Source organism: Streptomyces sp. CBMA123 (genome assembly GCF_014596465.1).
In the GTDB taxonomy this organism is placed as follows: domain Bacteria; phylum Actinomycetota; class Actinomycetes; order Streptomycetales; family Streptomycetaceae; genus Kitasatospora.
This window is the reverse complement of sequence record NZ_MECK01000621.1, coordinates 65,314-83,855: the sequence shown is the minus strand read 5'-3', so window position 1 is coordinate 83,855 and position 18,542 is coordinate 65,314. Positions and strand designations below refer to the sequence as shown.

The 18,542-nt window shown below is 72.0% G+C and carries 15 protein-coding genes; 9 read left to right on the top strand and 6 right to left on the bottom strand.

Features of this window, described 5'->3' with window-relative positions; all coding sequences use genetic code 11:
- Positions 1 to 145 precede the first annotated feature (145 nt).
- Positions 146 to 5,608 carry a PA14 domain-containing protein gene (locus BG452_RS41440; RefSeq protein ID WP_188309533.1) on the top strand — a complete coding sequence of 1,821 codons (5,463 nt, stop codon included), beginning with the start codon at positions 146 to 148 and terminating at the stop codon, positions 5,606 to 5,608.
- Positions 5,609 to 5,716: 108 nt separating this feature from the next.
- Positions 5,717 to 6,736 (top strand): RICIN domain-containing protein, encoded by a 1,020-nt coding sequence (locus tag BG452_RS41435; protein WP_188309532.1) that lies wholly within the window; start codon positions 5,717 to 5,719, stop codon positions 6,734 to 6,736.
- Positions 6,737 to 6,916: 180 nt separating this feature from the next.
- Here BG452_RS41435 and BG452_RS41430 read toward each other — a convergent pair whose 3' ends face one another.
- Entirely contained in the window at positions 6,917 to 7,570 is a 654-nt protein-coding gene (locus tag BG452_RS41430) for a TetR/AcrR family transcriptional regulator (RefSeq protein WP_188309531.1), read from the bottom strand.
- A 153-nt stretch (positions 7,571 to 7,723) separates the two neighbouring features.
- Here BG452_RS41430 and BG452_RS41425 point away from each other — a divergent pair, with 153 nt between their 5' ends.
- Entirely contained in the window at positions 7,724 to 8,695 is a 972-nt protein-coding gene (locus tag BG452_RS41425) for an alpha/beta hydrolase (protein WP_188309530.1), read from the top strand.
- An 18-nt stretch (positions 8,696 to 8,713) separates the two neighbouring features.
- Here BG452_RS41425 and BG452_RS41420 read toward each other — a convergent pair whose 3' ends face one another.
- Together BG452_RS41420 and BG452_RS41415 are read right to left on the bottom strand one after the other, a co-directional pair.
- Positions 8,714 to 9,280: a GNAT family N-acetyltransferase gene (locus BG452_RS41420; protein WP_188309529.1), complete on the bottom strand. Its 567-nt coding sequence runs from the start codon at positions 9,278 to 9,280 to the stop codon at positions 8,714 to 8,716.
- Complete coding sequence (locus BG452_RS41415; protein ID WP_188309528.1) at positions 9,274 to 9,759, bottom strand: rhodanese-like domain-containing protein; 486 nt, start codon at positions 9,757 to 9,759, stop codon at positions 9,274 to 9,276. Before BG452_RS41415 ends, BG452_RS41420 begins: the two co-directional genes overlap by 7 nt.
- Positions 9,760 to 9,919: 160 nt before the next feature.
- On the opposite strand from BG452_RS41415, the gene BG452_RS41410 reads away from it, so the two are divergent.
- On the top strand, positions 9,920 to 10,993 hold the full coding sequence (locus BG452_RS41410; RefSeq protein ID WP_188309527.1) for a hypothetical protein: 1,074 nt from the start codon (positions 9,920 to 9,922) through the stop codon (positions 10,991 to 10,993).
- Between the two features lie 169 nt (positions 10,994 to 11,162).
- Here the strand turns inward: BG452_RS41410 and BG452_RS41405 are convergent, their stop codons facing one another.
- Entirely contained in the window at positions 11,163 to 12,050 is an 888-nt protein-coding gene (locus BG452_RS41405) for a hypothetical protein (protein ID WP_188309526.1), read from the bottom strand.
- Between the two features lie 327 nt (positions 12,051 to 12,377).
- On the opposite strand from BG452_RS41405, the gene BG452_RS41400 reads away from it, so the two are divergent.
- Both BG452_RS41400 and BG452_RS41395 read left to right on the top strand, forming a co-directional pair.
- Positions 12,378 to 13,346, top strand: a complete 969-nt coding sequence (locus BG452_RS41400; protein ID WP_188309525.1) for a response regulator transcription factor — start codon at positions 12,378 to 12,380, stop codon at positions 13,344 to 13,346.
- A 243-nt stretch (positions 13,347 to 13,589) separates the two neighbouring features.
- The gene (locus tag BG452_RS41395; protein WP_188309524.1) at positions 13,590 to 15,164 is read left to right on the top strand and encodes an LCP family protein; all 1,575 of its coding nucleotides are present in this window, start codon (positions 13,590 to 13,592) and stop codon (positions 15,162 to 15,164) included.
- Between the two features lie 348 nt (positions 15,165 to 15,512).
- On the opposite strand, the gene BG452_RS41390 is transcribed toward BG452_RS41395, so the two are convergent.
- On the bottom strand, positions 15,513 to 15,968 hold the full coding sequence (locus BG452_RS41390; RefSeq protein ID WP_188309523.1) for an ArsI/CadI family heavy metal resistance metalloenzyme: 456 nt from the start codon (positions 15,966 to 15,968) through the stop codon (positions 15,513 to 15,515).
- Between the two features lie 126 nt (positions 15,969 to 16,094).
- Here BG452_RS41390 and BG452_RS41385 point away from each other — a divergent pair, with 126 nt between their 5' ends.
- From BG452_RS41385 to BG452_RS41375, 3 genes are read left to right on the top strand one after another with little or no spacing between them, the layout of a single operon-like run.
- Positions 16,095 to 16,472 (top strand): ArsR/SmtB family transcription factor, encoded by a 378-nt coding sequence (locus tag BG452_RS41385; protein WP_188309522.1) that lies wholly within the window; start codon positions 16,095 to 16,097, stop codon positions 16,470 to 16,472.
- Entirely contained in the window at positions 16,469 to 17,215 is a 747-nt protein-coding gene (locus BG452_RS41380) for an aquaporin (RefSeq protein WP_188309521.1), read from the top strand. Before BG452_RS41385 ends, BG452_RS41380 begins: the two co-directional genes overlap by 4 nt.
- A 60-nt stretch (positions 17,216 to 17,275) precedes the next feature.
- Positions 17,276 to 17,686 (top strand): arsenate reductase ArsC, encoded by a 411-nt coding sequence (locus BG452_RS41375; RefSeq protein WP_188309520.1) that lies wholly within the window; start codon positions 17,276 to 17,278, stop codon positions 17,684 to 17,686.
- 34 nt (positions 17,687 to 17,720) lie between these two features.
- Here BG452_RS41375 and BG452_RS41370 read toward each other — a convergent pair whose 3' ends face one another.
- Positions 17,721 to 18,530 carry a DUF1963 domain-containing protein gene (locus BG452_RS41370; protein ID WP_317621481.1) on the bottom strand — a complete coding sequence of 270 codons (810 nt, stop codon included), beginning with the start codon at positions 18,528 to 18,530 and terminating at the stop codon, positions 17,721 to 17,723.
- Positions 18,531 to 18,542: the final 12 nt, after the last annotated feature.

Genomic DNA, 18,542 nt, shown 5'->3' with positions numbered 1-18,542 from the left:
GCGGGCCGAAGTGCGGCAGCCGAAGGCCGACTTCGCGCCCTTGGCGACCGGCGGGCATCCGCGGTTCGGCGCGCACGGATCCGCGCGCGCCGCGGCCCCGGCGGCGCCGCAGACCAGCATGGTCTCCCCGGTCGATGGTGCCGTGGTGGGTACGGAGACGCCTGCGCTGCAGGTGGCCGCGGCCGGTGACGGCGTCCTGTACTGCTTCAAGATCTCCACCGGGTTCGACGGTCGTTCGGGCAGCGTGGTGGACTCCGGGTGCCTCGACCAGCCGCAGTGGACGGTCCCCAAGCACGTGTTGCACGACGGCGGCCGTTACACCTGGACGGCGGCCACCGCGATGTCCGGCGAGACGACCGCGACGCCGCCGCAGTGGGTCGGGCACTTCACGGTCAACCAGCGGGTCGGCGACCCGGGGCCGGCACCGACCGACCACCTGGGCCCGGTGACGGTGAACCTGTTCAACGGCAACGCGCACGTCGAGGCCGCCGGGCCCGCGTTCCAGACCGTCGGCGGACCGGCCGGGGTGAACCTCGCCTACAACTCCCGGCAGGGCGCCCCGCACGGCGTGCGCGCCTCGTACTTCAACGATGCGCGGCACGCGGGCGCCCCGGACGCGACCCCGGTGATGGTGCGCGGCGAGTCGCAGGTCAACCTGGACTGGGGCATCCCGTGGACCGGCAACCCGGACAACCTGCCGTGGCGGGACAACCCGATGCCGCCGGCCCTGGACAAGAACTGGTTCGTCGTGCGCTGGGAGGGCCAGTTCAAGGCCCCGGTGACCGGGGACTTCCGGTTCGCCGGCGCGCACACCGACGGCGCGCGGGTCTGGTTGGGCGACAAGCTGGTCTACGACAACCCCGACCCCGCCGATCCCGGGGACGACTTCCTGCTGCCCGGCCCGCACCAGGACCACGATGTCGCCTTGAAGGCCGGCCAGCTGGTGCCGATCCGCGTCGAGCTGTACCACCACTCGGACCAGCGTCCCCGCATGGTGCTGTGGGCCAAGAGCTCCGTCGGCGCCGATGACCAGCGCAGCCACAACCTCGAACCGCGGATCGTGCCGACGGAGTGGCTGTTCTCGTCGGATTCGGAGTCGTTGCCGGCGGGGTGGACGCTGTCGGCGCAGTCCAGCGGCTACAGCCATGCCGAGATGCTGGACGGTTCGGTGGTGCTCACCGACGGAGCCGGCGGCAAGCACACCTGGGCCAAGGCCTCCTCCGGCGGCTACACGCCGCCGGTGGGTGAGGACGGCGTGCTCGCCTTCGACGCCTCGGGGCGGATCACGCTCACCGAGGGCGACACCGTCTCGCTGTTCAACCCCGACGGCACGCTCGCGGCGGTGGAGTCGGTGCTGGACGGCAGGAAACCGGCCGCACTGCAGTACGTCTACAGCGGGACACCGCCGCGGCTGACCCAGATCAAGGACCCGGTCTCCGGCCGGTCGCACCAGCTGTTCTACAACACCGATGGCAGCGACGGCTGTTACGGCGCAGCGTCCCGGCCGCCGGGCTCCGACCCGGCACCGCCGCAGATGCTGTGCCGGGTCCGCTACTGGGACGGCAGCGAGACCCGGCTGTGGTACCAGATGGGCACCCTGGCCCGGGTCGAGAATCCCGGCGCGGTCATGCAGGACTTCGACTACCTCGGCCGGGCCTCGGCCAAGCAACGCTACGACCAGGCCGGGGACAACGAGGAGGAGAAGCAGAAGGCCCTGGACAGCATCGGGCCGCTGGCCACCATCCGCGGCAGCCTGGCCTACGACTGGGTGGCGCACCAGGCCCCGTCCGCGGAGAACGGGTGCACCAACACCGGTGACATCGCCGCCGCCTGTACGGTCATCGGCTACGACTCCGTGACCGAACTACCCCAGGAGCCGCCCGCCCTGCGCGCGGTGCAGGTGCTGGCACCTGCCCCGGACGGCCGTTCGAGCGGGCTGCGTGCCGAGCACTTCTACCAGTACTACCTGGAGCGCAAGCAGGCCACCGTGGCTCTGGCCGGGGTGTACGACTCCACCCGTTCGCGCACCGTGACCTACGACGACGCCGGCCGCGCCCTGGTCACCACCGACTTCACCGGGGCGAGCATCGCCGCGGAGTGGAACACCAAGGACCAGGCCACCGCGTCCGTCGACAGCGCGGGCCGCCGCTCCACCACGGTCTACGACCACGCCGACCGCCCGGTCGACAAGTACGGGCCCGCGCCGGCGTCCTGCTTCACCGGCCAGACCCCGACACCCGCCTGCGCGGCCACGATGCCGCACACCCACACCACCTACGACGAGGGCTTGGCGGGGCTGTCCGCCGCCTTCTACGACAACCCGGAGCTGGCGGGTGTCCCGACGGTGTTCGCCACCGGGGTCGGCGCCGCCGACGGGGCACTGTCACGGTCGTGGGCGGCGAGCCCGCCGGTGGCGAACACCGGCGGCTGGTCCGCACGCTTCACCGGCGAGCTGCAGTTCCCGGCCGCCGGGGAGTACGGCCTCGGGTTCACCGCGGTCGACGGGGTCCGCCTGTGGGTCGACGACGTCCTGACCGTCGACGGCTGGGGCGACAAATCCGCCACCGCGGTCACCGGAAAGTACGTCAACACCACGGCCGGCGGCCGGCACCGTGTCCGCGTCGACTACTACAACCGCTCCGGCACGACCGGAGCCCTGGACTTCACCTGGACCCCGCCCGGCGCCGGCGCCCCCGCCCCGGTGCCCGGGACGAACCTCGCGCCCCGGTACGGGTGGGCGACGGGTACGACCACCGACGACACCTCCGGCGGGGACAAGGAACGGGCGCCGTCCAGGCACACCGCCAGCAGCTACTCGGATCCGGGCGCGGGCATCGACCCGGCGTACGGGCTCCCGGTGTCCACTACGGCTGACCCCGGCGGACTGGGCCTGACCGCCCGGACCACCTACGAGCGGCCTGGCGAGGGCTATCTGCGCAGGCTGGCCACGGCCATGCCCGCCGGCGACATCGCCAACCCCGACAAGCGCGGCACGACCGTCTACTACGGCGACAGCGAGAGCCGCGCCAACCCCTGCGACCCGAACGCTCCCGCCGCCAACCAGGGCGGCATGGCCAAGACCGCCACGGCCGCCAAACCGGGCAACGGACCAGCGCTCACCGGCGAGACGGTGTACGACGAGGCCGGCCGTGTGGTGGCCCAGCGCATCAACGACGAGGCATGGGCCTGCAACAGCTACGACGTACGCGGTCGGGTGGTGAGGAAGAGCGCGCCCGCCTACGGCGGCAAGGCGGCGCGCACCGTCGTCACCGACTACGCCGTCGGCGGTGACCCGCTGACTTCGAAGGTGACCGACGAGAACGGGTCGATCACCACCGTGATCGACCTGCTGGGCCAGGAGGTCGGCTACACCGACGCCAACGGCGTCACCTCCACGGCCACCTACGACCAGGTCGGGCGGCTGACGACGGACACCACCACCGTCAAGGGCGTGTCCAGTACGGTGGCATACGCCTGGAACACCGCCAACCAGTTGACCAACGTCACGGTGGACGGGGTCACGGCCGCCACCCCCGCCTACGACGCCGCCGCCGAACTGGCCGGTGTCGCCTACGGCAATGGATCCCGCCTCGCCTCGTTGGCACGCAACGACGCGGGCAAGTCATCGGCGTTGACGTGGAAGACCTCGGCATCCACGGTGGTCGACACGGTCGCCCGCTCCCGCGACAACCGCGTCACCGACGACGCAGTGACCGCGGACGGGAAGCCCGTCGCGAACTACTCGTACACCTACGACGCCCTGGGCCGACTGACCGCGGCGACCGTCCCGCACCACCAGCTCGGCTACCGGTTCGACCCGGCCGAGGGCTGCGGTACGAACAAGGCGGCCGGCCGGAACACCAACCGGACCTCGTCCACCGACAGCCTCGAAGGCGCTCCGGCGGTCACCACCACCTACTGCTTCGACGACGCCGATCGGCTGACCTCCACCAGCGGCGGCCTGACGCTGACAGTGGCCTACGACACCCACGGCGACACGGTCACGCTCGGGGGCGACACCCTCGGCTACGACTCCACCAGGCGGCACGTCCAGACCACGACCGCGTCCGGTACGTCGATCTCCTACACCAGGGACCCGGCCGACCGGCTGATCGCCCGCACGATCGCCGGTGCCGCCGACGTGTCGAAGAACGGGACCACCCGCTACTCCTACAGTTCCAAGCACGACGACGCGGACCTCATCCTGGGCAAGGACGGCAGCCTGCTCCAGCGCATCGTGGCGCTGCCCGGCGGGGTGCTGCTGACCAAGAACTACGACAAGGCCGCCACCACCAACTGGGCCTATCCGAACATCCACGGCGACGTGCTGTTCACCGCAGACGGGTCCGCCACCCGCACCGGCGACATCCGCCTCTACGACCCGTACGGCCAGAACATCGACCCCGCCACCGGCGCCTTGACCGACATCTCCGTCCCGGCCACCGCGGCCGGTGGGATGGACTTCGGGTGGTTGGGCCAGCACGAGCGGCCGGTGGAGCACCTGGCCGGCCAGCAGGCCATCGAGATGGGCGCACGCGTCTACCTGCCGGTGCTCGGCCGCTTCCTGCAGGTCGACCCGGTGCAGGGCGGGTCGGCCAACGACTACGACTACGTCAACGCGGACCCGATCAACGGCCTGGACCTCGCCGGCACCTTCGGTTGGAAATCGGTCGTCTCCACCGCCACCAAGGCGGCGGAAGTGGTGGCCTTCGTGCCGGGCCCGATCGGGACGGTCGCCTCTGGCGCGGCCGCGGCCGGGCAACTGGCGCAAGGGCACTACAAAGAAGCCGCCATGGACGCGCTCGGTGCCGTCCCCGGCGGCAAGCTCGCCAGCACCCTCGCAAGATCCGCCGCGAAGGAAGCGTCGACCGTCGGCAAAGCCGCCCAAGCCGCGGAGAAGTGCAACTCCTTCGCCACGGACACCCCTGTGGTGATGGCCGACGGCACCACCAAACCCATCAGCTCCGTTCAGATCGGCGACCAGGTCCAAGCCACCGACCCGGCCACCGGTCACACCGCGGCTGAACCCGTCACGGACGTCATCGTCGGCCACGGCACGAAACACCTGATCGACATCGGCCTCGACACCCGGACCCCGACGACGATCACCGCCACCGCCAATCACCCCATCTGGGTCCAAGGCCGAGGCTGGACGGACGCGGGCGACCTGCGACGCGGCGACCAGGTCCGCGGCCCACGCGGCGCCGACGCCGTGACCGTCACGGCGGTGAACGATCGCGGGGACGTCGATGGCCAGACCGTCTACAACCTCACCGTTGGCCAGATCCATACCTATTTCGTGCTGGCGGGGCCGACGCCGGTCTTGGTGCACAACAACAGCTGTGGCCTTCCGCAGGAGGGGGTCTACGCGTTCAAGGACAGGGCGGACCCGCAGGGGCGGCTGTACGTGGGGCAGACCAATGACTTCGACCGTCGACTGGGTGAACACGTCAGGAACGGCAGGACGGAGAAAGGTGACGACGTCCTCCTCGTCCACGTCCCCGGCGGCAAGGGCTCTCGCGAGAAGGCGGAGGCCTCGCTCATCGACGAGCTCGGCGGCAAGGGCAACCTGTCCAACAAGGTCAACTCCCCAGGGCACAGGCCGTAGGGGCACGACGAAAGGAGCACATCGGTGACAAGAAGAGCAACAAGAAGACCAACCCTATGGAGGAGAGCGACCGTTGTCGCGGCGGTGCTGTGCGCGGCCGTGGGGATCATGACGTCCCCTGCTGCCGCGCATGAGGAGAGCGGTGCGTCGGTCACGGCACTGGTCCAGCTGACGTTCACCAACGTCAGCAACGGGAAGCTGCTGGACGTCCAGGACGGCAGCTACGACGACAACGCGGCCATCTCCGTCAACCCGGCGCCGGGGTCCGCCACCACGTGGCGCATCAACACGGGCACCAGCCTCGGCTCGGGCTTCGCCATCGCCAACGCCACCACCGGCAAGTGCGTGGACCTGACCACCGCCGGCTACCAACTGCGGCAACAGCCCTGTGACGGGCGGGCGTCCGAACAGTGGTACTTCCAACCGGTCGCCGGATCGGCACAGAAGGCGTTCAGGATCCGCCAGGTCGGCGACAACTCCTGCCTGACCGTCCAGATACCTCCCGCCAGCGACAACTGGGCGTACACCTACCGGTGCGACAACACGCCGTACCAGCAGTGGACGCTGCCCACCGAGGTCTACCAGACGGCGTGGAACACCGCCGTGGACTACGCGGCCGCCCGGTGCAACAAGGACACTGCGACCTGCTCGTGGACCACGAGCAGCCAGACACCGCCGTTCACGCTGCCGGAGCAGTGCGTCTCCCCGATCTGGTTCAACGACACCTCGACCACGATCCCGTGGGAGTTCTCGCTGAGCACCACCACGGGGTGGAGCAACACCATCGGCTTCAAGCTGGGGGGAAGCCTGAAGGTCGGCGGCGACATCGGTCTCGCCAAGGTCGAGCTGGAAATCACCGGTGAGATCAACGGCGCGACCACGGTGGACCTCAAGCAGGAGCTGGGCAGCAAGCTGACCGTGAGCGTGCCTCCGCGCCAGTACGGGTGGGTCACGCTGTCCGAACTGGCCACCAAGGCCACCGGAACCTTCACGTTCGACGCCCAGGGCTTCCCCTGGACCGCCGACGACACCATCACCGTGCCCCTCAAGTACGACAACAACGGCGGCGCGAGCATCTACAGCGCGCGGACCAGGCCCACGTTCACCAACTGCGCCGGAACCGCGTAGCGGCGCCCAACCGGTCCTGGACGCGGCGGCCCCGGTAGTCCGGGGACCGTCGCGTCCAGGCCGGCCCCATGAGGTTCCGGGTGCGCCACGGCCCCTACGGCGCCGAGCGGTCCGCCTGACCGGAGGCCGCCGAGCGTCGGACGTCTCCGGCCGGTCGGCCGGATTCGTCGAGCCACAAGCTCAGGGAAACTTGGCCTCGATGTGGGCGAGTTGGGCGGCGAGGATCTCCTCGAACGCGGTACGGCGGTCCGCGCCGAGGGGGCGGATGTCGCGGGCGAAGTGGGCCAGGGCGGGGAAGTGCTCGGGGTCGGCGCCGAGCACGGCGACGCGGAACTGCTCCATGCCCTGCGCGTACTCCTCGGAGCTGACGGTGCTGAGGCCGGCCTCGGAGGAGATCAGCGCGGCGAGCAGGATCACGAGCCGGTGGTAGCGCGCCGGGATCTCCGGGTCGGGCAGGCCGGAGGCGCGCAGGGCCTGCAGCAACTCCTCCATCACCAGCCGGGACCCGGTGCCGCCGGAGCCGTAACGCCCCCAGATCGCGGCGAGTTGGGGCTGCTCGCCGAAGGCCTCGCGCAGGCGCAGGGCCAGGGCGGTGACGCGTTGCTTCCAGTCGCCCTCGGGGCGGTGGCCGTCCATGGTGGCCAGCAGGACCCGGTCGGCGACCGCGCGCAGCAGTTCGGTCTTGTTGCGGAAGTGCCGGTAGAGGCTGGAGGAGTCGGTCCCCAGGGCCGCGGCGAGCTTGCGCACGCTGAACGACTCGGCGTCGCCCGTGCGCAGCAGCATCGCCGCGGTGTCCAGGATCTCCTCGGTCGACCATCGCCTGCGGCCAGTCATCCCGCCCCTTTCGTCCAGACTGAGCCTAATGCATGCACTCGCCAATGCGCTCCTTAATGCACTCGCCGCTGCACGCGGTGCGTGCATAATGTCGGCATCGGGTTGTCCGACCGCGACGACACCCGGCATCGCGCCGGAAGAGGAGCAGGGCACATGAGTGAGAACACCACCGCAACCACCGCGCCCCGGCCGCCGGAGCCGGACTTCGGGACGATCACGACCGGGGAACTGCTCGCCTACCGCGAGGCGGAGAACCGCTTCCGTGCCTCCGAAGCGGCTCGGGCCGTCCTCGGAGAGCCACACCCCGGCGCCACGATCCACTGGCAGCGGATCGCGCTGCCCGGCCGCGACCTCCCGGTCCGGGTGTACCGGCCGGCCCCGGCCGAAGGCGACGAGGACGACGCGCAGGCCGACCTGCCACTGGTGGTGCACGTCCACGGCGGCGGCTTCGTCGGCACGGCGGCCCAGTGCGACTGGACCAACAGCCACCTCGCCGCCCGGCTCCCCGCACTCGTCGTCTCGGTCGAGCACCGCCTCCTCTCCCCCACCGACCCGCTCCCGAACGCCGCCGACGACGGCTGGGCCGTCCTCGACCACCTGGTGCGGCACGCCGCGCGATGGGGCGTCGACCCGGCGCGCACGGCCGTCTTCGGCGAGAGCTGCGGCGCGCTGATCAGCGCCCTGGCCGCCCTCCGGGCCAGGGAGGCCGGCCTGACACTCAGGGCACAGGTCCTGGTCAACCCGGTGGCCGACGTGACCGGGACGATGTTCGGCTACCCGTCCATGGCCGAGTACGCACACACCTCGACCCTGTCCCTGCCACAACTGCGGCTCTTCCAACGGCTCGCCGCCCCGTCGGAGACCGACGCCGCCGCCGTCTCACCGCTCTACGCGGACGACCTGGGCGCACTCGCCCCGGCACTCGTGGTGGTGCCCACCCATGACCCGGTCGCCGACCACGGCCGCCGCTACGCCGAGCGGCTGCGCGAGGCCGGGACACCGGCCCGGCTCTCCGAATACCCGGGCGCGCAGCACGCGTTCCTCACCCTGCCCGGCGTAGAACCCCAGGCCGAAGCCGCCCAAACCGAGATCCTCCGGTTCCTCCGCGCGGCCCTGGCGGGGTGACGGGGGAATGCGTTCGGCTCAAGGCCGTCCTGCACCACCCACTCGGCACCCGGGATCCTGGCCGATACCGTCACCGGCAAGCCCGTCCCCCACGCCCACGCCTGACGGCTGCGGCCCCACCGGAAGTGCGAAGCGGAGCTTGGACCGCCCGTGGGCTCCCGCGCGGTGGTAGAAGCGGATGGCGTCGGTGTTCCAGTCCGGTGTCTGCCACTGGAGTTGGGTGGCGCCGCCGGCCGCTGCCGCGGTCCGCACGGCGGCGAGCAGGGCGTGCCCCCAGCCCTCGCCCCGGTGGGCCTCGGTGACGAACAGGCAGTCCAGGTGCACGTAGTCGGCCGCCTGCCAGGTGGAGAACTCCCGGGAGTAGGTGGCGTATCCGATCAGTTCGCCGGCGCACTCGACGACGAGGCACCAGGCTCTCGGCGGTGCCGAGAACAGTGCGGGCGCCAGGCGCTCGGCGAGGTCGGCGGGCACCGGACTGGCGCGTTCGAAGGCGGCGTGGGCGGCGCACAGGTGGGCTATCGCCCGGAGGTCGGCCGGGGTGGCCGGGCGGATGGTGCCGCCCGGCCGTGCGGTGTGGGTCAGCATGCGCAGGAGATGCCCGAGCGCGGGGCGGTCAGGTCGTCGATGGGGCGCTGCTGGGGGCCGGTGGCGGAGTCGTAGGCGAAGCCCTCGCGGGCCCAGTACTCGAAGCCCCCGAGCATTTCCTTGACCTGGTAGCCGAGGCGGGCGAAGGCCAGCGCGGCGCGGGTGGCGCCGTTGCAGCCGGGGCCCCAGCAGTAGGTGACCACGGTCTGGGCCGGGTCGATCAGGTGGGGCGCCAGGTCGGCGATCCGCGCGGTGGGGATGTGGAGGGCGCCGGGAATGTGGCCCTGGGCCCAGGCGACGTCGCTGCGGGTGTCGACGACCACGACGCCGGGTGCACCGGAGGCGAGGTCGGCGTGGACGTCGGAGACGTCCGCCTCGAAGGCGAGCCGGGCGGCGTAGTGGGCGGCGGCCTCGGCCGGGGCGGCGGCGGGCACGCTCAGGACGGCGCTGGTGATCTCGGGGGACGTGGTGGCGGGCATGGGGCTTACCTCGTGTTCCTGCTGGTGGGGCGGGGATCCGGACCGGCATCCCCGGTCGGCGACGGCTCCATCCTCTGATCCCCGGGCCCGCCCCACGAGTGGCGTGAACGCCTGAGGCCGCCAAGATCCCGCCAGCCGTACGCTGCGAGAGGATTCCGGCATGACGATCACACCGCGACTGGTGGCCACGTACCCGATCCCGGACCCGCACGGCGCCCAGGCCTTCATCGACCCCACCGGCCCCGTTCCCCGGCTGCTGGTCCACACCGCCGGGTCGCTGCGCGTCCACGAGCTGCGGGAACAGGCGGAGCCGGCAGCCGAGTTCCCGGCCCCGGCGCCCACCGCGTGGCCGAGGGTGTGGCCGGCGCCCGACCTGTCGTTCGCCGTCTTCGGCACCGCGACGGGGTACGTCGCCGTCGCCCGGGACGGCAGGAGGTTGTGGGAACAGCCGTACGGCGCCTGGGAGGTGGGCCGCTGGGGGTACCTCGCGTTCTCGACGGTCGGGACGGACACGGCCGGCGCGGACACGGAGCTCCGGATCTGGCTGCGGCTCCCCTCCGGCCTGCCCGACCGCACCCTGATCCTCACCCTGGACGCCCAGGGGACGGTGCTGGCGCGGAGCGTGCTCCCGTGCGGCGGCTACGAACGGTCCGTCGGCCTGCTCTGGGACGAGCACGGCGAGGTCGCCGGCGTGACCGTGTCCGGAGGACGGACGGCCGATACCCGCTACGAGGCGCGCTGGGAGGCCGGGGCCATCGTCCTGGGCGGGCCGGCGCCGCAGGACCGGGGCGCCCTACGCCTCGGCGACCGCGACTACCTGGGCACGGACTCACGGAACACCCGCTGCATGACCCTCGACCGCAGAGGACGGGACGTCAGCTGGCACAGCCTGCCCACCCGCCAGGTCACCGCCTCGCTCGGCCTGGGCGACTTCCCGGCCCCCGGCACCGGCGACTGCTCGGTGCACAACGCCCCGTACATCTCCTCCTGGAGCGGGTTCGTGGACGACGACACGGCGATGGTGACGCTCCACAACCCGTACGACGAGGCCGCGGTGTACCTGTTCGGCGAGGACCGCTGGCAGGAGCACAGCCACTGGCTCGCCGACCCGGCGACCGGCGCCCTGCACGGCCGCATCGAGTACCCGATGGCCGAGGTCGACACCGTGGTGCCGGTCGGCGACGGCACCTGGATCACCCGGGAGTGGGACACCTTCCACCGCTGGCGCCGCTGAGCCCGTCGATACCGGACGTCCGGCGGCCGGGGCATCGGCCGCCGAACGCCACCGGGCGCGGGATCAGTGCCAAGCGGTGCAGAACGAGTAGATGGATCAGGGCCCGATTTCGGAGCCCTCCCCGGGTGGAACGCCGTGGCCCACCGCCACGGCGTTCCACCGGGAAGCCTCAGCGACGAACGGCTCGTCGACGTGCGGTGACCACAGCGCCCGTACCGGCGGCGAGCAGGGCCGCGCCGGCGACGCCGTAGGCGAGCATCCGGTCACCGTCGCCGCCGGTGCGGGCCAGGCTCCCGCCGGGCGCGTTCGAGACGGCCGGGCCGGAGGGCTGTGGCGCCGAGGGGGACTCGTCGTGGCCCGGGGCCGCCGACGGAGTGCCGGTGGGTGACCCGGACGGTGCGGCGCTGGTCGACGGGCCCGGGGCCGGAGCCGCCGTGGTGGTCGGAGTCGCCGTGGCGGTCGGGGTCGGACTCACCGTCGCGGTCGCCGTGGCGGTCGGACTCACCGTCGCGGTCGGGGTCCCGGTAGGCGTCGCCGTGGGGGTGACGGTGGGCGTCGCCGTCGGGGAGGACGTCGGGGAGGACGTCGGCTTCGGCTCGCACGGCAGGCCCCCGTTCCACGCCGCGACGAGCCGATCCTCGAGCGCACTGTCCGGATAGCGCGGGAGCGGACCGGCGACCCCGTCGAACCTCTCGCTGCCGACGTACAGGTCGATTTGGCCGTAGCACTCCGGCAGGTGGGCCGACACGTCCAGGGTCGCCCTGAACCTGTCCCGGTCGAGCGTGACGGTCGCCCAGCCGAGGAGGGTCTGACGGCCCGAGGTCGGCCACGTCGGACCCTCGGTGCCGTACGAGGCCAGCGAGAACTCGTACTGGCAGCCGACCTCGGGCGCCCGGTCGAGCTCGATCTCGATGACGCCGTGCGGCTCGGCCATCCGGGCGTCCGCCCGCCAGGTGCGGCCCCCGTCCACCGAGTACGAGACCCCGGGCCCCGAACAGTCGGCGGCCGTCTCGGCGCGCGCGGTGCCGAGTGGGAGGAACGTGGCTCCCGTGGCCATACCGAGTGCGGTGAGACCAGGGATCGTCCGACGAAACGCGTGGTGCACGGGTATCACTTTCTCGCGGCTTCCTGTCGCTGGGTTTCCGGGCCTCCACTTCTGAAGGCCTGTCGAACCTATCCGTCGGTACACGGAGAACCGGCCTGATACCCGGGGCACTTCCTGCAGATACGGCGTGCAGCCTCCTGCAAGGCTCAGGACATTGGTCCCGACCAATTCGAGGCGGAGGCCCCTGGGACGGCCCGGCGCACCGGTGCAGGATCACTTCCCGTCGACGCGCCCGGGCCGGGCCGCCGCACCTCACCCACGCCGTCACCCGGAGGTCCCATGAAAGCAAACGCGCTCGCGGTGCTCGGCCTGAGCGCGCGGGAGGAGACGGTCTACCGGCTGCTCCTGCGGTCCCCCGGGATCGGGCTCGCGGCGATCGCCCACCTCTGCGGCACGGACCAGGACGATGCGGCAGCCACCGTCGACCGGCTGCGGGACCTGGGCGTGGTACGGGCGACCAGCGGCCTGAGCGCGTTCAGCGGTGTCGACCCCACGACCGCCGTCGACCGGCTGGCGCGGCTTCGCATTCACGGACTGCAGGGCGAGATCCGACAGGTCGCCGCCTCGCGCCACCTGATCGACACCCTGACCGAGGACCAGCAGGCCGGGAGGCACGCGGCGGTCAGCGAACTGCAGCAGGTCGAGGGCCTGGACCAGGTCATCGCGAGCGTCGACGAACTGTCCTTCTTCGCCCGCGAGGAGCGGCTCACCACACACCCGGGGCCGATCCTCACCGCGGCCCTCGACGCGATCAGGACGTCGGATCTCCAGTACCTGCGGCGCGGTCTACGGATGCGGACCATCGTGCACACCAGCGCCCTCGACTGCCCGCGGGTCGACCACTTCGCGTCGGAACTCGCCGAGCAGGGCGCCCAGGTGCGCGGCACGGCCGGCCCGCTGGAGCGGATGGTGATCTTCGACCGGCGCACGGCCCTGGTGGCGGCCGACCCGCGCGACATCACCCGGGGCGCCCTGATCGTCCGCCAGCCCGGCCTGCTCTCCCACCTCCTGGACCTCTTCGAGCGCTACTGGTCACGTTCCTGCACCCTCGCCCAGGAGCTTCCCAGCACGGCCGAGCGGGAGGTCCTCCAGGTCATGGCGCGCGTCGACAAGGACGAGGCCGGGGCCCGGGAGCTAGGCGTGTCCCTGCGGACCTACCGCGGCCACATCGCCTCGTTGCTGCGCCGCCTGGGCGCCCCGAACAGGTTCCAGGCGGCCCTGACGGCCCGCGACCGGCGCTGGATCTGACCGGCCACCGGCCGGCGGCTGCGCATGGGCCGGCTGACGGGCGGCACGACCGGGCCCCGGGTGGGCGTGATCTACGACACGTCGTGCAACAGATCGGGCCCGCCAATGGCTCGGAGAGTCAGGAGAGTTGTCGATCGAGGACGGGCGGGCAGGGTGGGCCGGAGGCGCAAGGGTGGACAGGTCGCTCACGAGGCGGCGGGCGGTGAGCTGTCGGGCGGAGGGCCGGCCGGGCGGCGGTCGCCGGTGCTGATCGTGGGCCGGGTGGCGGCCTGCACGGTGGGCTTCGCGGTGTTCGCGACCAGCGGGGTGGTCTGGTACGAGTACACCTCGCTGACGGACGGGATGACGACGTCCAACGCGATCGAGGAGACCAGGAAGGACGCCCCGAAGCACCTGGACAACTCGGTCAACCTGCTGCTGATCGGGCTGGACAGCCGCAAGAACATGGACGGTTCGGACGTCGACCCGGCCGTCGTCCAGAACGAACTGCACGCCGGCGCCGACTCCAGCATCGGCGGGTACAACACCAACTCGCTGATCCTGCTGCACATACCGGCGAACGGCGGCAAGGTGCAGGCGGTCTCCATCCCGCGCGACGACTGGGTGATGACCTTCAACGGGAGCGGCACCGAGATGGGCATGGCCAAGATCAAGGAGGCCTACGGCAACGCCAAGGACGCCTTCGACCGGAGCCCGAAGGCCAAGGGCCTCAAGGGCGCCGATCTGGAGAAGGCCGGCCGGGACGCCGGGCGCGCGGCCACCGTCCGCACCGTGCAGAAGTTCGTCGACCAGCCCGTGGACCACATCGCCGAGGTCAACCTGATGGGCTTCTACGACATCGCCGACGCGCTCAAGCCGATCGAGGTCTGCCTGACCCACCCGGTGGACGACCCGATCATTGCCCGGACTCCCGGCCACGAGGGCGGCGGCACCGGGCTCAAGCTCCCGGCCGGGCGCAGCAAGCTGGACGCGGCGCAGGCGCTCTCCTTCGTCCGGCAGCGGCACAACCTGAACGACGGCCACGGGAACTCGGACGACTTCGCCCGGACCCACCGCCAGCAGGCCTTCATCTCCTCGGTGATGCACAACCTCAAGGAGAAGGGCGTCATCGGCGACCTCGGGGCGATGCAGAAGCTGTTCGGGGTGGTGCAGAAGAACCTGGTGATCGACAACGAGTGGAACGTCCTGGACTTCGCCCAGCAGGCCCCGGCCCTGACCGGCGGCAACGTCGAGTTCAACACGCTGACCTACGACGGGGGCGGCGTGAAGAACGGGCAGGACGTCAACCTGGTCACCCCGTCGAAGATCCAGAAGGTGGTCAAGCAGGTGTTCGGCTACGCCGACACCGCCGCTCCCGTACCCGCCCCCGGCGACACCCCGAGCAGCGAACCGACCGGCACCACCCCGCCCCCGGCGCCCACCCAGGCCGCCGCCCCGGCCACCGTGGACGTGTTCAACGCCTCCTCCGCCGCCGGGGTGTCCTCCGCCAACGAGGCCAAGGTCCTGGTCGGCCTGGGCTTCAAGCAGGGGACGACCGGCCCGGCACGCACCAAGCCCAAGACCACCACGGTCACCCACGGCAAGGGCGCCAAGGAGGCCGCCGACCGGATAGCGGCCCGCTACGGCGTCACCGCCACCGAGTCCGCCTCGGCCGGCACCGGCCGGGTCGTGGTCACCCTCGGCACCTCCTTCGACGGCGTCGCCTCCGACCGGCCCGCCACCCCCAGCGCGGCTCCGAACGATCCGACCGCCAACCTTCCGATGCAGGGCCCCAAGGTCGAGGCCCAGTCCGACGGCGGCATCCCCTGCGTCTTCTGACCTCGACCGGGAGCACGCGCGGGGCCGGCCGCGCCTACCCGGGTGCCTGAGGTACGGGTGCCTGCAGTACAGGTGCCTGCGCTACGGGCGCCGCGCGCGCCCGGCGCGACCAGTCCAGCAGCCTGGCCGGGCTGGTGGTGACGGCGGCGCGCAGGACCGCCGGGTCCGGACCGGCCGCCGGCATCGTCCTCTTCGCCGGCCTCGCCTACGCCCTGGCGGCCGTCGCCGCCCTCTGCCTCCCCGACACCCGCAACGACGAACCGACCCCCGGCCCCCACCCCCTTCCGGGAGCACACCGCCGGCTGACCACACCGCCCGTGCGGCGCCGGTGGGTTCGGCCGGCCTCGGTCAGCCGCAGGCGCAGGCCGTGGGTGCGGGGGTCGAGTCGGTGGTGGTGCAACAGGCACCGGGGGCGGTGGCGCTCTTGCCGAGGGTGTCGCCGTCGGCCTTGACGACGTAGACCTCCCAGGGCTCCCGGCCCGGGCCATGGACCCAGACCTTGTCCTGGAGGGCGTAGCAGCAGGAGGTGTCCTCCTCCTCGAAGGTGGCGAGGCCGGCGCCCTGGAGGCGGGTGGCGGCGGCAGTGACCTGCTCGGTGCTCTCAACCTCGACGCCGAGGTGGTCCAGGCGGGTGTCCTGGCCCGGCTCGCCCTCGATGAGGACGAGTTTGAGCGGCGGCTCGGCGATGGCGAAGTTCGCGTACCCGGGCCGGCGCTTGGCGGGCTCGGTACCGAAGAGCCGGGAGTAGAAGGCGACGGATCCTTCGAGGTCGGCGACGCGCAGAGCGAGTTGAACGCGGGACATGGCGGTTCTCCTGATCGGCGATCTTGACTCGAAGCCTCGACTCGGGGCCTTGACTCCAGCCTTGATTCGATGGCTGTCGATATGGACGACGTTGCCACTCGCATCGACAGCTGTCAACATAGACATATGTCGAATCAAGAGCTTGTGGTGCTCGGTCAGGACGACGCGGCCGTGTGCTGCTCGCCGATGGTCCGTGAACCGCTGGGCGAAGAGGCCGCCGTCGACCTCGCGAGGATGTTCAAGGCCCTGTCGGACCCGGTGCGGCTGCGGCTGCTGTCGCTGATCGCCTCGCACGAGGGCGGTGAGGCCTGCGTCTGCGACCTGACCGGCCCGTTCGACGTGTCCCAGCCGACGATCTCGCACCACCTCAAGGTCCTGCGCGAGGCCGGCCTGGTCGGCTCCGAGCGCCGCGGGACCTGGGTCTACTACTGGGTGCTGCCCGCCGCGCTGGCCAAGCTGTCCGCCCTGCTGCAGGCCCCGGCCGCCGCCGGAGGATCCAGATGACCGGGATGGCACCGCTGGGCCGCCGGGCGGCCGTCGAGTTCGTCGGGACCGGCACGCTGGTCGCCGTCGTGGTCGGCTCCGGCATCCAGGCCGCCAGGCTGTCCAGCGACGTCGGCGTGCAGCTGCTGGCCGACTCGCTCGCGACCGTGTTCGGCCTCGGCGTGCTGATCCTGCTGCTCGGCCCGGTCTCCGGCGCCCACTTCAACCCGGCCGTGACACTGGCCGCCTGGTGGACCAGCCGCCACGATGCGGACGGGCCCGGCCTGCGGGAGGTCGCGGCCTATGTCCCGGCCCAGATCTCCGGGGCGATCGGCGGGGCGGTGCTGGCGGACGCGATGTTCGCCGAGCCGCTCGTACGCTGGTCGACGCACGACCGCTGGGCGCCGCACTTGTGGCTGGGTGAGGTCGTCGCGACCGCCGGCCTGGTGCTGCTGATCTTCGGACTGGCCCGCATCGGCCGCGCACACTTCGCCCCGATCGCGGTCGCCTCGTTCATCGGCGCCGCGTACTGGTTCACGTCCTCGACCAGCTTCGCGAACCCGGCGGTGACGATCGGCCGGGCGTTCACCGACACCTTCGCCGGCATCGCCCCGACCTCGGTGCTGCCGTTCATCGCAGCGCAGCTCGTCGGCCTGGTCGTGGCCCTCGGGCTGCTCCCGGTACTGTTCGGCCGCCCGACGGCCGGCGCCGAGGACATCGTCGTCCGGCACGGCGACCACCGCCCGGCCCCGGCCGCCCGCTGACCCCGGCCACCCGCTGACCCCGCCTGCGCCTGCTTTCCCCGAAGATCAAGGATTCCGTTCGTGAGCACTTCCACCGTCCCGTCCGTGCTGTTCGTCTGCGTGCACAACGCCGGCCGGTCCCAGATGGCCGCGGCCTTCCTCACCCGCCTCGGCGGGGACCGGGTGCAGGTCCGCTCGGCCGGCTCCGCTCCCGCGGAGACCGTGAACCCCGCGGTGGTGGCGGCGCTGCGCGAGGTCGGGATCGACATCTCCGCCGAGATCCCGAAGGTGCTGACCGTCGCGGCCGTCCAGGCCTCCGACGTGGTGATCACCATGGGCTGCGGCGACGCCTGCCCGTTCTTCCCCGGCAAGCGGTACCTGGACTGGACGCTGGCGGACCCGGCCGGGCAGGGCGTGGACGCGGTCCGGCCGATCCGCGACCAGATCGAGCGGCGTGTTCGCGACCTGCTCATCGACCTCGGCATCGAGTAGCAGCGGGCGACGGGCGACCCGAGCGCCAGCGGGCTCAGGTGTCGTAGCGGTGGGCGAACGGGCGGCCGGGGCAGCTGCGGCACTCGAAGAGGTAGACGCCGCCCAGGCCGCCGAGGCTCACGGCGCCCACCGGGTGGAGGTCGCGGTCCTCGGCCGGGGTCCAGGCCTGGCGGGGGCCGTACTCCTCGGTGCTCTCGACGGTCAGCAGGTGGTCCATCGTCGTTCCGCAGTCCGGGCAGTCCGGCCACTGCGGCTCCTGGCACCAGCCGGGGTAGCCGCCCAGCTTGGTGCCCGGGGCGGTGGAGAGGTGGTCCTGGTAGTTCCAGCCCGTCTCCCGCTCCAGCTGCTCGAAGCGGTCGTCCAGGGCGTCCCAGAGTTCGTCCGGCAGGTCCCAGCTCGGGTACTCCGTGACCAGCTCCGGATGTACGACGCACGGCCGCGGCAGCTGCCCGTACCCGGCGTCGGCCGGCACCGGCGGGGCCTGCCGCACCTCCCCGACCTCCGCCGCGGACCGCCAGCAGACCTGCGGCACCACCCACTGGCCCTCATGGGGCCTGGGGCACCAGAGCACCTGGAGCAGGTCCCGTCCGGCCGGGAAGGGCACGACGTCCGGAATGTCGCCGCGGTGGATCTGGAGGACCGCGACCATCGGCGAGCCCGGGTGCTGCGGGCACTCGGGCCACGGCTCGCGCGCCGGCCAGAGCAGCGGGCCGCCCACCGAGCTGTCACCGCGGGTCGCCCGGCCCGCGCGGGGGTGGAGGCGCATGGTCTCCCTGCGGAAGGGGGCGAGTTCGGGGAACAGCTCTTCGACGTCCACGGGGCGCGGCGGAGTTCGACGGGTCACGAGCGGACGCTA

Bases quoted from the DNA above. Each gene is read 5' to 3' on its own strand.
- BG452_RS41435 (WP_188309532.1), top strand. From the start codon at position 5,717: ATGACGTCCCCTGCTGCCGCGCATGAGGAGAGCGGTGCGTCGGTCACG.
- BG452_RS41430 (WP_188309531.1), bottom strand. From the start codon at position 7,570: ATGACTGGCCGCAGGCGATGGTCGACCGAGGAGATCCTGGACACCGCG.
- BG452_RS41425 (WP_188309530.1), top strand. From the start codon at position 7,724: ATGAGTGAGAACACCACCGCAACCACCGCGCCCCGGCCGCCGGAGCCG.
- BG452_RS41420 (WP_188309529.1), bottom strand. From the start codon at position 9,280: ATGCTGACCCACACCGCACGGCCGGGCGGCACCATCCGCCCGGCCACC.
- BG452_RS41415 (WP_188309528.1), bottom strand. From the start codon at position 9,759: ATGCCCGCCACCACGTCCCCCGAGATCACCAGCGCCGTCCTGAGCGTG.
- BG452_RS41410 (WP_188309527.1), top strand. From the start codon at position 9,920: ATGACGATCACACCGCGACTGGTGGCCACGTACCCGATCCCGGACCCG.
- BG452_RS41405 (WP_188309526.1), bottom strand. From the start codon at position 12,050: ATGGCCACGGGAGCCACGTTCCTCCCACTCGGCACCGCGCGCGCCGAG.
- BG452_RS41400 (WP_188309525.1), top strand. From the start codon at position 12,378: ATGAAAGCAAACGCGCTCGCGGTGCTCGGCCTGAGCGCGCGGGAGGAG.
- BG452_RS41390 (WP_188309523.1), bottom strand. From the start codon at position 15,968: ATGTCCCGCGTTCAACTCGCTCTGCGCGTCGCCGACCTCGAAGGATCC.
- BG452_RS41385 (WP_188309522.1), top strand. From the start codon at position 16,095: ATGTCGAATCAAGAGCTTGTGGTGCTCGGTCAGGACGACGCGGCCGTG.
- BG452_RS41380 (WP_188309521.1), top strand. From the start codon at position 16,469: ATGACCGGGATGGCACCGCTGGGCCGCCGGGCGGCCGTCGAGTTCGTC.